This is a genomic window from Pseudoduganella sp. GW821-FHT12E03, from assembly GCF_058807115.1.
The window spans coordinates 400493-417466 of record NZ_JBXAQJ010000005.1 but is presented as its reverse complement, the minus strand read 5'-3'; the positions used below and the strand labels follow the sequence as shown (position 1 = coordinate 417466).

General features: G+C 63.1%; 15 protein-coding genes and 1 tRNA gene. 7 read left to right on the top strand and 9 right to left on the bottom strand.

Annotated elements, in window-relative coordinates; translation table 11 throughout:
• Nucleotides 1-5 precede the first annotated feature (5 nt).
• Together AC1RRC_RS15375 and AC1RRC_RS15370 are read left to right on the top strand one after the other, a co-directional pair.
• Complete coding sequence (locus AC1RRC_RS15375) at nt 6-1652, top strand: tetratricopeptide repeat protein (protein ID WP_493056356.1); 1647 nt, start codon at nt 6-8, stop codon at nt 1650-1652.
• A gap of 203 nt (nt 1653-1855) precedes the next feature.
• The gene (locus tag AC1RRC_RS15370) at nt 1856-3301 is read left to right on the top strand and encodes a flagellin N-terminal helical domain-containing protein (RefSeq protein WP_493056355.1); all 1446 of its coding nucleotides are present in this window, start codon (nt 1856-1858) and stop codon (nt 3299-3301) included.
• A 6-nt stretch (nt 3302-3307) separates the two neighbouring features.
• Here the strand turns inward: AC1RRC_RS15370 and AC1RRC_RS15365 are convergent, their stop codons facing one another.
• Nucleotides 3308-4498: a dienelactone hydrolase family protein gene (locus AC1RRC_RS15365; protein WP_493056354.1), complete on the bottom strand. Its 1191-nt coding sequence runs from the start codon at nt 4496-4498 to the stop codon at nt 3308-3310.
• Nucleotides 4499-4633: 135 nt separating this feature from the next.
• Between AC1RRC_RS15365 and AC1RRC_RS15360 the strand changes: the two genes are divergently transcribed.
• Entirely contained in the window at nt 4634-5653 is a 1020-nt protein-coding gene (locus tag AC1RRC_RS15360) for a TraB/GumN family protein (RefSeq protein WP_493056353.1), read from the top strand.
• On the opposite strand, the gene AC1RRC_RS15355 is transcribed toward AC1RRC_RS15360, so the two are convergent.
• A complete protein-coding gene (locus tag AC1RRC_RS15355) occupies nt 5629-5820 on the bottom strand; it encodes a hypothetical protein (RefSeq protein ID WP_493056352.1) in 192 nt (63 codons plus the stop codon). The two genes, AC1RRC_RS15360 and AC1RRC_RS15355, sit on opposite strands and share 25 nt — an antisense overlap.
• Here AC1RRC_RS15355 and AC1RRC_RS15350 point away from each other — a divergent pair.
• Nucleotides 5819-6616, top strand: coding sequence for a substrate-binding periplasmic protein (locus AC1RRC_RS15350; RefSeq protein ID WP_493056351.1), 798 nt, complete (start codon nt 5819-5821; stop codon nt 6614-6616). The two genes, AC1RRC_RS15355 and AC1RRC_RS15350, sit on opposite strands and share 2 nt — an antisense overlap.
• A 132-nt stretch (nt 6617-6748) precedes the next feature.
• Nucleotides 6749-6822 (top strand) — tRNA-Gly (locus tag AC1RRC_RS15345).
• 13 nt (nt 6823-6835) lie between these two features.
• Here AC1RRC_RS15345 and AC1RRC_RS15340 read toward each other — a convergent pair.
• The 3 genes from AC1RRC_RS15340 to AC1RRC_RS15330 all read right to left on the bottom strand — a co-directional run bounded on the left by AC1RRC_RS15340 (nt 6836) and on the right by AC1RRC_RS15330 (nt 9351).
• Entirely contained in the window at nt 6836-7045 is a 210-nt protein-coding gene (locus AC1RRC_RS15340) for a hypothetical protein (RefSeq protein ID WP_493056350.1), read from the bottom strand.
• A 161-nt stretch (nt 7046-7206) separates the two neighbouring features.
• Nucleotides 7207-8697 (bottom strand): DUF4214 domain-containing protein, encoded by a 1491-nt coding sequence (locus AC1RRC_RS15335; RefSeq protein ID WP_493056349.1) that lies wholly within the window; start codon nt 8695-8697, stop codon nt 7207-7209.
• A gap of 144 nt (nt 8698-8841) precedes the next feature.
• Complete coding sequence (locus tag AC1RRC_RS15330; protein ID WP_493056348.1) at nt 8842-9351, bottom strand: hypothetical protein; 510 nt, start codon at nt 9349-9351, stop codon at nt 8842-8844.
• 155 nt (nt 9352-9506) lie between these two features.
• Here AC1RRC_RS15330 and trmB point away from each other — a divergent pair, with 155 nt between their 5' ends.
• Nucleotides 9507-10187: a tRNA (guanosine(46)-N7)-methyltransferase TrmB gene (gene trmB, locus AC1RRC_RS15325; protein WP_493056516.1), complete on the top strand. Its 681-nt coding sequence runs from the start codon at nt 9507-9509 to the stop codon at nt 10185-10187.
• Between the two features lie 3 nt (nt 10188-10190).
• Here trmB and AC1RRC_RS15320 read toward each other — a convergent pair whose 3' ends face one another.
• Together AC1RRC_RS15320 and AC1RRC_RS15315 are read right to left on the bottom strand one after the other, a co-directional pair.
• Nucleotides 10191-12029 (bottom strand): amidohydrolase, encoded by a 1839-nt coding sequence (locus AC1RRC_RS15320; protein WP_493056347.1) that lies wholly within the window; start codon nt 12027-12029, stop codon nt 10191-10193.
• 9 nt (nt 12030-12038) lie between these two features.
• Nucleotides 12039-12938 (bottom strand): DMT family transporter, encoded by a 900-nt coding sequence (locus AC1RRC_RS15315; protein ID WP_493056515.1) that lies wholly within the window; start codon nt 12936-12938, stop codon nt 12039-12041.
• A gap of 208 nt (nt 12939-13146) precedes the next feature.
• Between AC1RRC_RS15315 and AC1RRC_RS15310 the strand changes: the two genes are divergently transcribed.
• Nucleotides 13147-14064 carry a helix-turn-helix transcriptional regulator gene (locus tag AC1RRC_RS15310; RefSeq protein WP_493056346.1) on the top strand — a complete coding sequence of 306 codons (918 nt, stop codon included), beginning with the start codon at nt 13147-13149 and terminating at the stop codon, nt 14062-14064.
• 158 nt (nt 14065-14222) lie between these two features.
• On the opposite strand, the gene recQ is transcribed toward AC1RRC_RS15310, so the two are convergent.
• Nucleotides 14223-16043: a DNA helicase RecQ gene (gene recQ / locus AC1RRC_RS15305; RefSeq protein ID WP_493056345.1), complete on the bottom strand. Its 1821-nt coding sequence runs from the start codon at nt 16041-16043 to the stop codon at nt 14223-14225.
• 14 nt (nt 16044-16057) lie between these two features.
• Complete coding sequence (locus AC1RRC_RS15300; RefSeq protein ID WP_493056344.1) at nt 16058-16891, bottom strand: undecaprenyl-diphosphate phosphatase; 834 nt, start codon at nt 16889-16891, stop codon at nt 16058-16060.
• Between the last annotated feature and the right edge of the window lie 83 nt (nt 16892-16974).

The following is a 16974-nucleotide window of genomic DNA, read 5'->3' as shown; positions in this document are numbered from 1 at the left end:
GCATCATGCAGAAATATACGGCCACGGAAGCGGAGGCTTCGGGCGCCAGCAGTTACACCGCCGAGTTTTTACGTGTCAAAGACCTGGCGGAGCGCGGCGTGGCCAACGCCCAGCACAGCCTGGGCTTCATGTACTTCAATGGCCAGGGCGTCGAACAAAGCTATGAGCTGGCGCTGGCCTGGTACCGGCAAGCGGCCAACGCGGGGCTGGAACACGCGCAATACAACCTCGGCGTGATGTACCAGAAGGGCCAGGGCGTCGAACTGGACTTGACCGAGGCGGCGCGCTGGTACCAGCTGTCGGCGGAGCAGGGCTATGCGGCGGCGCAGTACAACCTGGGCTGGATGTATGCCAAAGGCCAGGGCGTGCCGTCCGATACGCAGCAGGCGATGTACTGGTTCAGCAAGGCGGCCGAGCAGGGCGACGCGGGGGCGCAAAACAACCTGGGCATGATGTATGACACCGGCAAGGGTGTGCCGCAGGATTTCCGGCAAGCGATCCACTGGTACCGCAAGGCGGCCGAACAGGGCTATCCGCGCGCGCAATTCAACCTGGCGCTGCGTTATGACAATGGCCAAGGCGTGCAGCAGGACGTGCACCAGGCCATTTCCTGGTTCCGCAAGGCGGCCAACCAGGGCTATGCCCCGGCCCAGTTCAACCTCGCGCTGCGTTATGACAAGGGTGACGGCGTGCAGCAGGACAGCGCGCAGGCGATCCAGTGGTACCGCTGCGCGGCGGAGCAAAACCACGCCAGCTCGCAATTCAACCTGGGGCTGATTTACGATAATGGCCATGGCGTGCCGCGCGATGAACAGAAGGCGCTGCACTGGTACCGCAAGGCGGCCGAGCAGGGCCACGCGGCCGCGCAAAACAACCTGGGTTTGCGCTATGACCATGGCCAGGGCGTGGCGCAGGATTACCTGCGCGCGGAACAGTGGTACCGCAAGGCGGCGGAACAGGGTTTCCCTGCCGCCCAGTATCACCTTGGCCTGCTGTATGACAATGGCAACGGCGTGCCGCAAGATGCGCAGGAAGCCGTGTTCTGGTACCGCAAGGCGGCCGACCAGGGCCATTTGCGCGCCCAATTCGACCTGGGCCTGCGCTATGAAACCGGGCGCGGCGTGCCGCACGATGCGCGCAAGGCGCTGCTGTGGTACCGCAAGGCGGCCGAACAGGATTACGTGGCGGCCCAATACAACCTGGCCCAATTGCTGGACCGCGATGACGGCCCGGCGCCCGATCCGGCCCAGGCCACGCAGTGGTATGCCAGGGCGGCGGAGCAGGGCCATACGTTGGCGCAGTTTGAAATCGGGCTGCGCTTCGATACCGGCCAGGGCCTCGGACCGGGCGCGGGGCAGGATATCGGACAGGGGATGAGGCAAGATGCGCGTCGGCGTGACTATGCGCAGGCGCTGATGTGGTACCTGCGGGCGGCGGAGCAGGGCCACGTGCGGGCCCAGTTCAATGTCGGCCTGATGTATTACAGCGGCCAGGGCGTGCCGGCCGACATGGCGCAGGCGTGGCTGTGGCTGGCCATGGCCGACAAGGGCGGCGCGCAAGGCGCGGCCCGCTACATGCAGGCGGCGGCCTCGCGCATGGATGAGGCGCAGCTGGCGCTGGTCCACCAACGCACGGAATTGTTGCCGGCCTGACCGGCCCCTTTTTTCACCCGCAAGATCAAACTGAGTAGGGCGGTTTCCGCAAAGCGGAAGCCGCCATGCCAGCGTCACCGCCAGCGCAGGCCATATTGCTGTAAGTACTCACTCCGCCTTTATTTGTTTCCACCAGTTAAAGCCGGCCGGTTAACCTGCCGTTACCCAGCGTAGAACCGCCTTTCCCTGGATAATTGCAAAAAATGCAAATCAACACCAACATCGATGCGATGACGGCCGGCCGCAGCTTACTGCGGTCGGCGTCCGATGTTGGCGTCAGCATGGCGCGGCTGTCTTCCGGCATGCGCATCAATTCCGCGAAAGATGACGCGGCGGGGCTGTCGATTTCCGAGCGCCTGACGGCGGGTGTCAACGGCATGAACCGGGCCGCGAAAAACGTCAATGACGGGATTTCGTTGCTGCAGGTGGCCGACGGGGCGGCCAGCCAGCTGGCCAATAACTTCCAGCGCATCCGCGAACTGGCGGTGCAGGCGGCCAATGGCACGTACACGGCCGATGACCGCAAGTCGATCCAGGGCGAAGTGACGGCGCTGATGAAGGCCAACACCGACATCATCCAGGGCGCCCGTTTCAACAACCTCAATTTGCTCGACGGCTCGTTCCGCGAAGATTTCCAGGTCGGCGACAAAGTCGGGCAAACCGTGTCGCTGGCGATTCCGGCCGTCATTCCCGCCAACCAGACCCAGATCAAACTGGTGGAAACGCCGGTCATGCAGGTCAAGGCCGTCGGGCAGGTGCAGGGCGCGCTGGCGACGGGCAGCCTGGTGATCAACGGCGGCGTGATCGGCGCGTCGGCGGCCGGCATCGATCCGGGGCAAAACAGTTTTTCCGCCTGGGCGGTGGCGCGCGCCATCAACAATGCCAACCCGTCCGGCGTGACCGCCACGGCGGAAAACCAGGTGTCCGGCACGGCGGGCGCCAGCGGGACGGCGCAAGCGGGCGACCTGACCATCAATGGCGTGGCGATCGGCGGCTTTTCCGGCGGTTCGCCGGCGGCCTATGCGGCGGCGGCCGCCGGCGCCATCAGCGGCGCGGCCGGCAGTTCGGGCGTGGTCGCCAGCGCCAGCGGCGGCACCATCACGCTGGAAGCTGCCGACGGGCGCGATATTGCTATCGGCGGCACGGCGGCGGCCGGACTGGGCCTGACCGCCACCATGCATCACGGCAAAGTCACGCTGACCAATATCGCGTCGATCGATGCGGAAAATGTGGTCATCGCGGGCAGCAATCCCGGCATCGCGGGATTCGCCGGCGGTGTCATCCCGCCCCAGGCGACCGGCGCCACGGTCATGGCGGTGCGGGCCGTGGGATCCGGCGACCCGCCGATCGACCTCAGTACGGCGGCCAGCGCCACCAGCATGCTGGACTTTATCGACGGTAAGCTCGACAGCATCAATGCCATGCGCTCCATGCTGGGCGCAACGGAAAACCGCCTCAGCGCCGCCCACGATAACCTGGTCAACAGCGTGGAAAACGCCAGCGCCGCCCGCTCCCGCATCCGCGACGCGGACTACGCGACGGAAACCATGCAACTGACCCGCAACCAAATCTTGCAACAGGCCGGCATGGCCATGGTGGCGCAAGCCAATTCGCTGCCGAACCAGGCATTGCTGCTGTTGCGGGCGTGATCCGGTTTATGGGGTTGCCCGCTGAAACTGCTGGTCGAGCCATTCAAATGCGGCGTCCTGCGCTTCCCTGGGAAATGCGTGCGCATGCGGCAGCATGCGCGCCTCGAAGCGCCCGGGCGCCTGCCATGCTTTCCACACCAGCGCCATCTTGCTGAACGCGGCTTGCGCGGAGGCGGCCGGGAACAGCGGATCGCTGGCGCCGGCAAGGAACAGCGCCGGCTTGGGCGCGGCCAGGCTGGCGATGTCGGGGTAATCGAGATAGCGCACCAGGCCCGGGTGCAGCATGTGCCATGCGGAGCTGCCTTTCAACTGGTTGTTCCCCGCCACCATCAAGCCCTCGGTGGTGGCCATCCAGTTGGCCGCCACCACGGCCGTCACCGCATCGGACAGCGCCGCCACTTGCCACGCGCGGTAAGCGCCCATGGAAAAACCAATCGCGGCCAGGCGGCGCGGGTCCACTTGCGGCTGCGCTGCCAGGAACGCGGCGGCGCGCACATCGTCTTGCGCCATCATGCCCGCCAGCGAGGTGCCGAGATTAAAACTGTTGGCCGCCAGCGCTTGTTGCGCCTCGCCCGTCAGCGGCCCACGGTCGCCCCAGCCCAGCGCATCCACCGCCAGCACCACGTAGCCGCGCCGCGCCAGTTCATCGCCCAGGTGGCGGCCGCTGAAATATTTGTCGGCCCACGCCTGTGACGCGCTAATGCGCGCCGCATCGCCCCACGGCGCAATCACTTTTTCCTTGCCGATGTCGAATTTTCCGCCATGGTCATGCAGCATCAGCGCGGCGGGGAAGGGGCCGGCGCCTTTCGGCGCCAGCAGCAGCGCGCGCACGCGGCTGTCGCGATTCACGCTGAACACGATGTCGCGCGCCACGTAAGCGCCCCGGTCTTGCTCGGCCAGCACCTGTGGTGCAAAGGGTGTGTGGTCCGGCGCCTGCAAGGTCGCTTCCCATACCCTGGCGCGGCCCGCCGCGCGCCACGCGGTCAGATCGTTCACTTGCGGTGACCACGCCAGCGGGAATGCCAGCCTGGCTTTCAACGCTTGCTGGAAGGCTGGCATGTTGTCCGTGATACCGGCCGCTTGCGGCAGCGCCGCCTGCGCGGAGGCGGCCAGCGCCGCCATGGAAAGCAATGTGGAGGCAATCAGGCGGGCTGGCTTGGGCATGGCGTCAACGTGGATCAGGCGGGACAGGACCATGACGATACCCGCATGGCACGGGTTTGACAAAATTTGCCGCCGCCGGATCGCGTTCTTACACAATTTGTAACGAATGAGTTGTCAGATTTAAATTTCTTCGTTGTAACATCGGCTTCCCTTTCCAGGAGATGACCGATGCTGAAACGTTTGATTCCCGCGCTGTGCCTGTGCGCCGCCATGGCGCCCGCCTGGTCCCAGTCTGAACCCGCACCCGCATCCGCACCTGTATCGTCCGAAGCGGCGGTGGAGGAATTGCAATCCATCCAGATCACGGGCCAACGCCCCGGCCCGGGCTTATGGAAAGTCAGCAGCGGTGACCACGTCATGTGGATCTTCGGCACGTATGGCCCGCTGCCGAAAAAAATGGAATGGCGTTCGCAGCAGGTCGAATCCATCCTGTCGCAAGCGCAGGAATACATCGGCATGCCGGGCGTGTCGGTGGAAGTGGGCTTTTTCCGCAGCCTGACGGTGCTGCCGTTCCTGCCTGGAATTCAAAACAATCCGGATGGCGCGCGCCTCAAAGACGTGCTGCCGGCCGACACCTATGCACGCTGGCTGGCGCTGAAGGAAAAATATATCGGCGCCGATGACGATATCGAGCGCCAGCGTCCGTTCTTTGCTGCGGGAAACTTGATGAGCAAAGGCTTGTCCCAGGCGGGACTGACGAACAGCCGGGACGTGACCAAGACCATCGACCAGATGGCCAAGCAGCACAAAGTCAAATTCACGCCCACGCATCTGGCGCTCGATATGGAAGATCCGGTCAAGACGGTACGCAACTTCAAGAAGACGCCGATGGAAGATGCGGAATGCTTTGCCAAGACACTCGATCGCGTCGAGAGCGAGATCGGCGCCATGCGCGAGCGGGCGGCGGCCTGGGCGATCGGCGATATGGAAGTGATCCGCAAAGTCGATTTCAACACACGTGAAAAAGCCTGCAACGACGCCGTGTTCGGCGCCGGCGGCATGCGCGACCAGGTGGCGCTGAAAGACGCCGAACAGCGCCAGCGCACGATGTGGCTGGCGGCGGCGGACAAGGCGCTGGCCGCCAACAACACCACGTTCGCGGTGCTGTCGATGCGTGAATTAATGAACCCGAAAGGCTTGCTGGCGGAATTGCAGGCCAAAGGCTATACGGTGCAGGCGCCGGAATAAGCCGTGCGAGGCATGCGGGTGTCGTTCACTGCTGGAATGGCGGCTGGCAGCGGCATGCCGTCCTGGATGGATGCGCTCAGGTAAGCAGCGTTGCCCGCAGCCGTTTGCGCTTCGGTTACACTGGAGAAGCCGTTGTTTTTGAGGTTGCCATCTGCGAGGAAAACCATGCCGATTGCCTTGCGCGTGCTGCTGATTCTTGGGGGGCTGTTCCTTACGCCGCCTGCCGCCCGGGCGCAGGCGGTGGAATTTCGTGTCGCCTACGAAGACAAGGACTCGCATGACCACATGGGCGTCGGCACCACCATGCTGAGCAATCCCGGCATCGTGGTGGAACTGGTCGGCATGATTGAAAAAAAGATACCGAACCTGCGCATCGTGTTTTACCGCAAACCATGGGTGCGCTGCCTGGCCGAGCTGGAGGTGGGGACGATCGACGGGGTGTTTTCCAGCAGTTTCCGGCCCGAGCGCATGAAGCTGGGTATTTACCCGATGGTGGACGGCCGGGATGACCGGCGCTACCGCATTGACACCAAGTCTTATAGCCTGTACAAGCTGCGCGATGCACCGTTGACGTGGGATGGCCGCAGCTTTGCCAATCTCCAGTATGGCCTGATTGCCATCCGTGGCTATGCTATCGTCAGCGAGTTGCGCAACATGAGCATCGCGGTTAAAGAGGTCAATAGCCCGGACGACGCGTTCCGCATGCTGCAGGCCGGGCGTGCCGACGGCTTTGCGCAGCTGACGGATTTCGGCGATATCGTGCTGCGTAAGAATGCCGCGTTCAGCGGCATCGTCAAATCCGGGCCGCCCATTATCACGCGCGATTACTATCTGCAGATCAGCCACCAGTTTAACGAGCGTCATCCCGGCATGGCGGAGAAGATTTGGAAAGCGCTGGCGGAAGTACGGCAGGCCGAGCACGAGCGGCTGTTGGTGAAGTACCTGAAGTTGACGGACAACTGAGCGTAAGTGGTAGCCTCGGGTCTGCAAAGGGCAAAACCTGCTGCTTCATGATTTCGGCGATCTCGATCCCATCACACTACCCGGTTTGCGATCTTGTCAACAACGTGCAAAGCCGCGTAGAATGCGGCTAACGCGGGTGTAGTTCAATGGTAGAACGGCAGCTTCCCAAGCTTCATACGAGGGTTCGATTCCCTTCACCCGCTCCAGCTTTCCTTCTCGTCAGCGCACACTGCGCAGCGGCACCAAACGCCGCCGGCCATTCCCCACGATCCGTTCTATGGTTTCCGGTGCGACGTTGAAGCGCCGCAGGTAGCGCGCCGCTTCCTGGACGCCGGCAACGGACATCAGCGCGATCGCATGCTGGACGATAGCTTCCGTCCGCTGATCGGTGCGCTGGCAAGGCTTAGGACTATTCCCAATTGCAGCCATGAGACTTCTCCTTCGGAGCGCACGAGGTGGTCATCCGGCGCCAGTCGTTGGGCAACTTGCACCGGATAAATAAAACTTTCGCTTTGATATTACTATCCGAAAGTTATCCTTTACAAGCTGTTAACACCGGCGGTGTTGCCAACAGCCATCACTCTTCAACTTCAACCGTAGGGCGTGTAGGCGATCCCGGTAATGATCACCGGCTGCACCGCCGCCTGGTTTTCCGCGCTCTCACTGAAAAACGCCAGCATTTCGGTGGCCGTCACCAGGCCCCGGTCCACCACATCGAGCCAATATGCGCGGCCCGCCGGTTCCGCTTCACGGTGCAGCGCGTTGCGGTAAAAGTTGGTGACCAGTTCATCATTGGTGGGATTTACCCCATACAGCGACTGGAATTCCGCGGAATGCGAAAAGTTGCGCGCCATATCCAGCAAGCTCATACCGTTATCCATCTGCTTGATCCAGTAACCCAGGCCGGCCGAGTCGGGCGTGCGGTGGAAGGCGGCCTGGTACAGGCGGTAGGCCTGGCCCGCGTTGCCGGTGATGTCCAGCGCCAGGTAGGCATTGTCAAACTGGATGCGTTCGATGCCTGACAGCGTGTCGCTGGCGCCGCCGTTCAAGGTGACCGTGCTGTTGCCGGCGGCGCTGGTGCTGGCCGCTACCGTGTAGGTGGCGCGCGTGCCACTGAAGATGGCGGTATCCATGCCCGTACCACCGTTCACTGTGTGGCCATGGTCGCCCAGCACGATGGTGTCATTGCCGTTGCCTCCATTGGCCGACAGCATGCTGCCGGCGCCGGTAATGGTGATGCGGTCGTTGCCATCGCCGCCATTGGCGCTATATGCGCTGGTCAGGCTGGTGACGCTGGCCGGCAAGGTGACGCTGATGGTGTCGTTGCCGGAGAAATAGGTGCTGTCGGCCAGGATGCGGTCGTCCAGCACCAGGGCGCCGGTGGCGGCCATGGGGCTGCCGATGGTAAACGTGCTGCCATCCACATAGGTTTGGACCAGTGACGTCAGGGTGCCGCTCACCGTGGCGCTGGACGTGCCGAGTCCGACATCGACGGTATTGCCCGATGCAGTGATCGAGCCGGTGATCCGGGTCGAGGCCAGCACATTTTCCGCCGTGATGTCGATCGATGTGATGGTGCTGTTGAACTGGACCGTATCGACGGTGGACAGCGCGCCTTTCACCGTGGTGACGGTATTGCCGAACACCTTGTCATACAGCGCATCGCTGGCGGCCAGCCGGGATTCCAGCGCGACGCTGTTGATGGTGCCACCTTCGTTGGTCAGCACGGTGCCGCTGGTGGGCGTGGTGGTATAGCCGAACTTGAGCTGCCCGTCATAGGTCAGCTTGTAGGCATCCGGCACATAATCTTCCAGCCGGGTGGCGGTAATGGCGCCACTGGTGGTGCCCGTCTTGGTCATGCCATAAAAATACTGGTAGGCGCCGTCCGGGTACGTCAGCCAGCCTTCCGGCGCTTCCAGCAGGATGTCACTGTAGTAATAGTGGTTGGCGGCGAAGTCGTAGCCGGCCTGGATCACCTGGTTGAAGACCTTGCCCAGCGTCGGGGCAATGGGAGCGCTGGCGCGCTGCGCCGCCAGCGCATCAAGCGTCGCCTGGGAATAATTGATTGCGACAGTGGTCATACAAACTCCATGAAAACGAGGCCGTCATGGCACGTCCATGCAGCTTGCGGGGTCCCGCCATTATACGAAGCAGCCCGTCTGCTGTCCTTATCGGCGTGTTCCAATTGAACTGAAGGTCAATGTGACAACGCCTCGGGAATATCGTCAGCGTTGCGGTTCGATGTCGAGCCACACCGCGTAGGTCAGGTGTTTGCCATTCCATAATTTGCCGCCACGGATGGCGGCGTCGCACGACACGGCTTGCCCTTCCAGCGCCTGGCGCAGCAGCTGCGCGCGGAACGCCTGTGCATCCTTCTGCGCCAGGTAGCCCACCATCCTGCCCGCCACGAAGACGGCGACCGGCTTGTCGTCATAGGGATTGGCTGCATCGACCATCAGCACGGCCGGCGCACGGGTGTCGGCGCCGTCGTCGCCGTGCTGGCCCGCCAGTTCCCGCACCGTGTCGGCATAGCGCGATTCGGCCACCACTTCGGTTTGCATCCGGCCGCCGTCGGACCAGTGCGCCGCCGGTTCCGGCGGGGAAGGCGGCGTATAGGCGCGCGTGTCTTTCAACGCGGCGGGCGGTGGCGCGGGCGCGCGGAAGCCGCCTTTCAGCAGCCAGGCCATGGCGGCCAGCGACAGGGCCATGGCGGCCAGCAAGAGTGCGTCGATCATATCGGTAACGGTGAGGGAAACAAGGCCGCTATTATCGCAGGCTGGAGGACGATGGCGGCAACGGACGTATAATGGTGGATTGTCTCCGATTTTTATGCACATCCATGTCTTCTGATACGCCTGATAACAAGCCGAATACCAGTCCTGTGCGCGGTATGCTGTATGACCCGACCGAGCACCGCATCCGCAGTTTTGTGACGCGCGCCGGACGCCTGTCGACCGGACAGGCGCGCGCGCTGGACGAGCACGGCCCGAAATTCCTGGTTGAATACACCAAAGCGCCGCTGGACTACGAGCAGACGTTTGGCCGCAAGGCGCCCGTGATCCTGGAAATCGGCTTTGGCATGGGCGGCACCACCGCCCATATCGCCGCCGCCATGCCGGACAAGGATTTCATCGGTGTTGAAGTGCACACGCCCGGCGTCGGCAGCCTGCTGAAACTGATCGGTGAGCAAGAGCTCACCAACCTGCGCATCATCCAGCATGACGCGGTCGAAGTCTTGAACTTCATGGTGGCCGACAATTCACTGGCCGGCGTGCATATCTTCTTCCCGGACCCATGGCACAAGGCGCGCCACAACAAGCGCCGTCTGATCCAGTCGCCATTCGTCAAACACCTGGTGCAAAAGCTGGCGCCGGGCGGTTACATCCACTGCGCGACGGACTGGGAAGATTACGCCGTGCAAATGCTGGAAGTGCTGGGCGCGGAAGAGGGCCTGCAAAACACGGCCGACGGCTATGCGCCGCAACCGGCTTACCGCCCGCTGACCAAGTTTGAAAACCGTGGCCTGAAACTGGGCCATGGCGTGTGGGACCTGGTGTTCACGAAAAAATAATCGTCAAGGCCAGACGGTGCGTCCTCCGACCACCGTCTGTTCCACCTTCACATTGGCCAGGTCGTCAGGCGGAATGGTGAACACATTCCGGTCCAGCACGATCATATCGGCCAGCTTGCCCACTTCCAGCGATCCCGTTTGATGTTCCATGCGCAGCGTGTAGGCCGCGTTGATGGTCATCGCGCGCAGCGCATCCGCCACGGACATGCCGGGCTGCCGCGTCAGCCGTCCCGCATATTCCGCGCCCGCATCCGGCGCCGCCGCGCGGGTCACGGCGACTTTCAGGGCAAACCACTGGTCCAGCGGATCGACCGGCCAGTCGCTGCCGAATGCCACGCGGGCGCCGGCCGCCTGCAGCACGGCTTGCGGTTCCACCAGTGCATAGCGTTGCGGCCCCATGTAATCCTTCAGCGCGCCGACCGTGTCCGGCGCGGGTTTGGCCCACTGGAATGACAGCACCGGCGTCGCATCGAGTTGCGCAAAGCGGGGATAGTCGGCCGGGTCGATGATTTCCGCATGCGCCAGCGCGGGCCGCAGCGCCTTGCCGGCCGGGGTGGTGCGCACAGCTTGCAGTGCATCGAGCGTGTCGCGCACGGCGCGGTCGCCATCGGTGTGGATGTGCGGATCGATACGGACCTTGGCCAGTGCGTGCAGGGTGGCGCGCAGCAGCGCGGGGCTGAAGTAGCTGTCCGGTCCTTTGTTATCGCCCGGCCCCCAGTCAGGTGTCTCCGCCGTGCCACGGTTGACCCAATAGGGTTCCAGCATGGTGCCGGTAAACGCGGGGGCGGAAATCACGCCATCCATGAACAGCTTGGCGTGGCGCACCTGCATCGAGGGCGCGGGCCGGATCGCGCCCTGGTCGAATTGCCGGGACAGTTTGACGGCGTTGGCCACACCCTTGCCCGGCGCTTCCTTGTTATGGTCGATCAGCACGGCGAAATGCGCGCGCGCCGTCAGCTTGCCGGCGCGTTGTACTTGCCGGTAGGCCGTCAGGGTTTCCGGGTCGGTAAACGCATCGAGGAAGGTGGTGACGCCCTGGCGCCGCATCGCGTCCAGCGCGGCGTTGGTGGCGGCCAGGTTTTGTTTGGGCGTCAGGGCCGGCAACAAGTCCATCGCCATATCCTGGGCGGCGTCTTCCAGGAGGCCGCTCGGTTCACCGTGTGCGTCGCGCGAGATTTTTCCGGCCGGCGGATCTTTCACATCGCGCGTGACCTTGGCCAGTTGCAAGCCCTTGGTGTTGAGCAGTACGGAGTGGCCGAACGACGAGCGTACGACGATGGGGCGGCGGGTTTTCAGGGTATCGAGCACGGCGCGGGTCATGTCCGCAGTTTCCGGCTGCATGCCTTGCTGGAACCAGTTGACGACAATCAGCCAGCGCCGCGGATCATCGGCTTCCTGGTCCAGGCAGGCCTGGATGCGGGCCTGGAATTGCGGCACGGTCAGGCGCTCGTAATTGAGGCTGCAATTGAGCAGCCGCGAGCCGCCCGATTGCGGGTGCATGTGGGCGTCGACCAGTCCCGGCATCAGCATGCGGCCCTGCAAATCCACCACGCGGGTGCGGCTGCCGATATGCGCTTGCGCACCGTCGTCATCGCCGACATAGGCAATGCGGCCGGCACGCACCGCCAGCGCCTGGTGCACGCTGTTTTGCGCATCGATGGTGTAGACGTAGCCGTTGCGGTACACGGTGTCGGCTGCTGCAGTGGCAGGAGCGGCAGCCGATGCGGCGGCAGGCAGGCAGGTTGCGATCGCTACCGCCATCGCCGCCATTGCGGACGTGGCAAACGCTGCGAACGGTGCGGTCGAAGGGGCGCGGGTCCTGCCTGCTGCCTGATGGTCCATCCGGTACTCCTATTCCAGTGCGGGTTTGTTAAAGGGCCAGCGCAGGCCCGGGAGGAAGGCTAGCAGGTTGCCTGCCAATACCAGCGCCAGCCCGCCGAATGCGGCGGCGCTCCAGTGGTAGCCTTCAAACACCGTGGACACCGTCAGCGCCACGATGGGGAATAATACTGTGGAATAGGCGGCGCGGTCGGGACCGATGCGGCCCACCAGCAACAGGTAGGCGGTAAACGCGATGACCGAACCGGGAATCGCCAGGTACAGCAGCGATCCCACATAGCGCGCGCTCGGTTCGAACGTGAACGGCATGCCCAGTACCAGCGCGCCGGTGGTGAGTATCGTGGCGCCGATCAGCATGGCCCAGCTGTTGGTGGTCCAGGGCGTCAGGCCCAGCGCCTGCATGCGGCTCGACAGCAGATTGCCGGTTGAAAAGAACAGGGTGCCCAGCAGCGCCAGCGCCAGGCCGGCCAGCATGCCGCTGTCATTCCAGTGTCCCTGCATTTGCGGCAGGAACAGCAGCGCAATGCCGGATAAGCCAAGCAATGCCCCCGCCACCACTTGCGGCTTGATGGCGCGGCCCAGGAACAGGCGGCCATTCAGCGCATTCCAGATCGGCGCGGTGGAAAATACCACGGCGACCAGGCCGCTCTGCACCCACTGGCTGGCGTAATAAAAGCACAGGAAATTGCAGCAAAACAGGGCCAGGCCCTGCGCCAGCAAATAAGGCCAGGCGGCGCGCGGCGGCCACACCGGCTTGCGCAACAGTTGCAGGACAATCAGCATGACGGCGGCGGCCAGCCAGAAACGGTAGGCAATGGAAACGGGGGCGGGGACGGCGCCGAGCTGGAATTTGATGGCGATCCAGGTGGTGCCCCAGATCAGGACGGTGAGCAGGTAGAGAAAGGCATTCATGGTGGTGGTCCCAGGTTCGATGCTGCCATCTTGCGGGGTGATCGACGTATGCGCTTGTCTTGGCTTGCGCAAATGTCGCGGCGCCATGGATGCGTTTCGACGGCTCTGCGGCGGCTTTGTAAAAGCCGCCCTACGGTGCAATTGTCTGATCTTGCGCACTTTTGTTCGCTGGCCTGCAAGGTGACTTTCCCGGTGCTAGACTGGCTATATGGCCTCCAATTCCCCTTCAGCCGTTGCTTCCTTCGCGCCCGGTGCGAACGCGATTGCGCACGCTGTGTTCAACACGATGCGCGGCACCGATGCGACCCTGGAGCGCTTTGCATGGCTGGGCGATGGCATGGCGGCGGCGATCTGGCAACGCGAGACGGTCGAGGCGGAAACCACGTATTCGCAGCCGGGCCACCACACGTTTTCGTGCTATCTCGGCGGCGGCTACCGCACCGAGCGCAATGGCACGCCGGGTGTCTACGGCGGCCCGAACCGGCTGTGCACCTTGCCAGACTGGCATGAATCGTCGTGGATGGTGCGGGGCAACCTGCGCCTGCTGCACGTCTACTTCATGCCGGAACACTTCACCAGCCGCGCCGTGCTGGAACTGGACCGCGAACCGCGCGAACTGACCCTGGCCGACCGTACCTATTTCGAACATCCGCGCCTGCTGGCGCTGTGCGAACGGCTGGTGGAAACACCGTGGCAGGGCGCCGATGCGCTGTTGCGCGTCAATGAAATCACCCATGCGGCCCTGTCCGAGTTGCTGCAGTCGCAGGCGATGACGGATCCCGGGGCGCGTTTGCGCGGCGGCCTGTCGACGGCGGTGCGGCGCCGGTTGGCCGATTACATCGACGCCAACCTGGCCCGTCCCATCACCCTGGGCGAACTGGCGCAGATTGCCTGTTTGTCGGAATTCCACCTGGCGCGCATGTTCCGCGTCTCGTTTGGCATGCCGCCGTCAGGCTGGGTCGCGCAGCGCCGCCTGGACCGGGCGCGCGCGCTGTTGAAAGAAACCGCCTTGCCATTGCAGCAAGTCGCCGATCTGTGTGGTTATGCGGATTTGAGTCATTTCAGCCACCGTTTCAAGGCGGCGATTGGCGCGCCGCCGGGCAAGTACCGGCTGGCGCTGGCCTGATATGGATTTGAGCCGCGTGGTAAATCCCGTAGGGCGGTTTCGCGCCAGCGAAGCCGCCATGCATGCGCCGCATTGACGCACGCATGGCGGGTTCGTAGAACCCGCCCTACGCAGATGCCGTACCGCCAGGTTGATGGTCCCGGGGCGTATAGGGCCGCTCAGGCCATTTCCGCCACGATGGCAAGAATCTGGTCGCCATACGACACCAGTTTTTTCTCGCCGACCCCGCTGATGCCGCGCAGTTCGCCCAATGTGTTGGGCTGGATCTTGGCGATTTCCCGCAAGGTCGCATCGTGGAAGATCGTATAAGCCGGCACGCCGTGTTCACGCGCCGTGCCCTGGCGCCACCAGCGCAGTTTTTCGAAGATCGCCTGTTCGCCGGACGACAACGTGGTTTCCACATAGTCCCGCGACGAAGATGACGAGGTGCGCTTGTGCTTGACGGGTTTCTGGTACTGGCGCAGCCGCACCTTGTGCTCACCCTTTAATACCGGGCGTGCCGCATCCGTCAGTTTCAGCGAACTGTATTGCTCGTGATCGACGGTCACGAGGCCCAGTGCGATCACCTGGCGCAGGATGGCGCGCCATTCCTGTTCCGAGATTTCCGCGCCAATGCCGAACACGGATAATTTATTGTGATGCCAAGTTTGCACCCGCTCACTTTCCATACCGCGCAAGACATCGACCACGTGGCCGGCCGCGAAGCGCTGGTCCACGCGGTAAATCGCCGACAACAGTTTTTGTACTTGCACGGTGCCGTCGAATGACACCGGTGGAATCAGGCAGGTATCGCAATTGCCGCACGGCGTGGCGGGTTCGCCAAAGTATTCAAGCAGGCGCATGCGGCGGCAACTGAGCGTTTCGCACAGGCCCAGCATGGCGTCGAGCTTCATGCTCAGCACGCGCTTGAAATTCTCGTCCGCTTCGGATTCATCGATCATCCGGCGCTGCAGCACCACGTCCTGCAAACCGTAAGCCATCCACGCGCTTGCGGGCATGCCGTCGCGGCCGGCGCGGCCGGTTTCCTGGTAATAGCCCTCGATACTTTTTGGTAAATCCAGGTGGCAGACAAAGCGCACGTCCGGCTTGTCGATCCCCATGCCGAACGCGATGGTGGCGACCATGACGATATTGTCTTCGCGCAGGAAACGGGCCTGGTTGCTGGACCGTTTCGCGTGTTCCATGCCGGCGTGATAGGGCAGCGCCTTGATGCCGTGTTCCACCAGGAATTCCGCGGTTTCCTCGACCTTTTTGCGCGACAGGCAATACACGATGCCGGAATCGCCCTGGTGCTCGGCCGTGATGAAATCGATCAGCTGTTTGCGGCCATTGGCCTTTTCAACGATCTGGTAGCGGATGTTGGGGCGGTCGAATGACGACACGAACTGGCGCGCATTGTCGAGCGCCAGCCGGTGCACGATTTCCGCGCGGGTTTGCTGGTCGGCGGTGGCCGTCAGCGCGATGCGCGGCACGTCCGGGAATCGTTCATGCAAGACCGACAGCTTGATGTACTCGGGCCGGAAGTCATGGCCCCACTGCGACACGCAGTGCGCTTCATCGATGGCGAACAGTGCAATGTTCGAATCCTGGAACAGGTCGAAGCAGCGCTGCGTCATCAGGCGTTCCGGCGCCACGTAGACCAAATCCAGCTGGCCGGTGCGCACCAGCCGCTCGATGCGGCTGGTCTCTTCAAAGGTCTGGGTCGAGTTCAGGAACGCGGCGCGCACGCCGACTTCTTCCAATGCATCGACCTGGTCCTGCATCAGCGCGATCAGTGGCGAGACCACGACACCGACGCCGTCGCGCACCATGGCCGGAATCTGGTAGCACAGCGACTTGCCGCCGCCGGTGGGCATCAGCACCAGCGCATCGCCGCCGTTGCCGACGTGCTCGACGATGTCGGCCTGGTTACCGCGGAATTCCGGGTAGCCAAAGACGGTTTGCAGCAGGTGCAGCGAGCGGTCGGCGGTATCGTTCATTGAATAGAGAGTATTTAGTCAGCCCAGACCACCATGCCCGAGTAGGCAGTGGCGATGACAACCAGACCAAACACGATACGGTACCAGGCAAAGATCGTAAAGTCGTGCGAGCTGATGTAACGCAGCAGCCAGCGCACGCAGAGGAAGGCGGAAATGAAGGCGGACAGCAGGCCGATGCCGAACATCGGCAAGTCGGCGGCCGACAGCAGTGCGCGTTCCTTGTACAGCGAGTACGCGCTGGCGATCAGCAGCAGTGGGATCGCCAGGAAGAACGAGAATTCCGTGGCGGCTTTGCGCGACAGGCCAAACATCATGCCGCCGATAATGGTGGCGCCGGAACGGCTGGTGCCCGGGATCAGGGCAAATGCTTGCGCGCAGCCGACCTTGAAGGCGTCCAGCGCGGTCATGTCGTCCACCGTGTGCACGCGCACCGCGTGGGGATTGGCCTTGGCGCGCTTTTCCACCCACAGGATGACGAAGCCGCCGATGATGAACGCCAGCGCCACCGGCACCGGAGTGAACAGCGAAGCCTTGATGGCCTTGTTGAACAGGAAACCCAGGATGGCGGCAGGCAGGAAACCGATGATCAGGTTGACGATGAAGCGTTGCGCGCGGCTGTCGCTGAACATGCCGGACAACACGGTGGCAATCCGCACGCGGTATTCCCACATGACGGCGACGATGGCGCCGGTCTGGATGACGATTTCAAAAACTTTGACTTTGTCGCCGACGAAATTGAGCAGGCTGCCGGCCAGGATCAGGTGGCCGGTGGAAGAAATGGGTAGAAATTCGGTAAAGCCTTCAACCAGGCCCATGATGAAGGCCTGAATTACGAGTGTGATATCCATGTTAATTGTCAATCAGGAAACGGCGGGGAGTCGAAGCTTACCATGGTGGGCGCATTGCAAGATGTACTGTGCGCTGAGGTCGG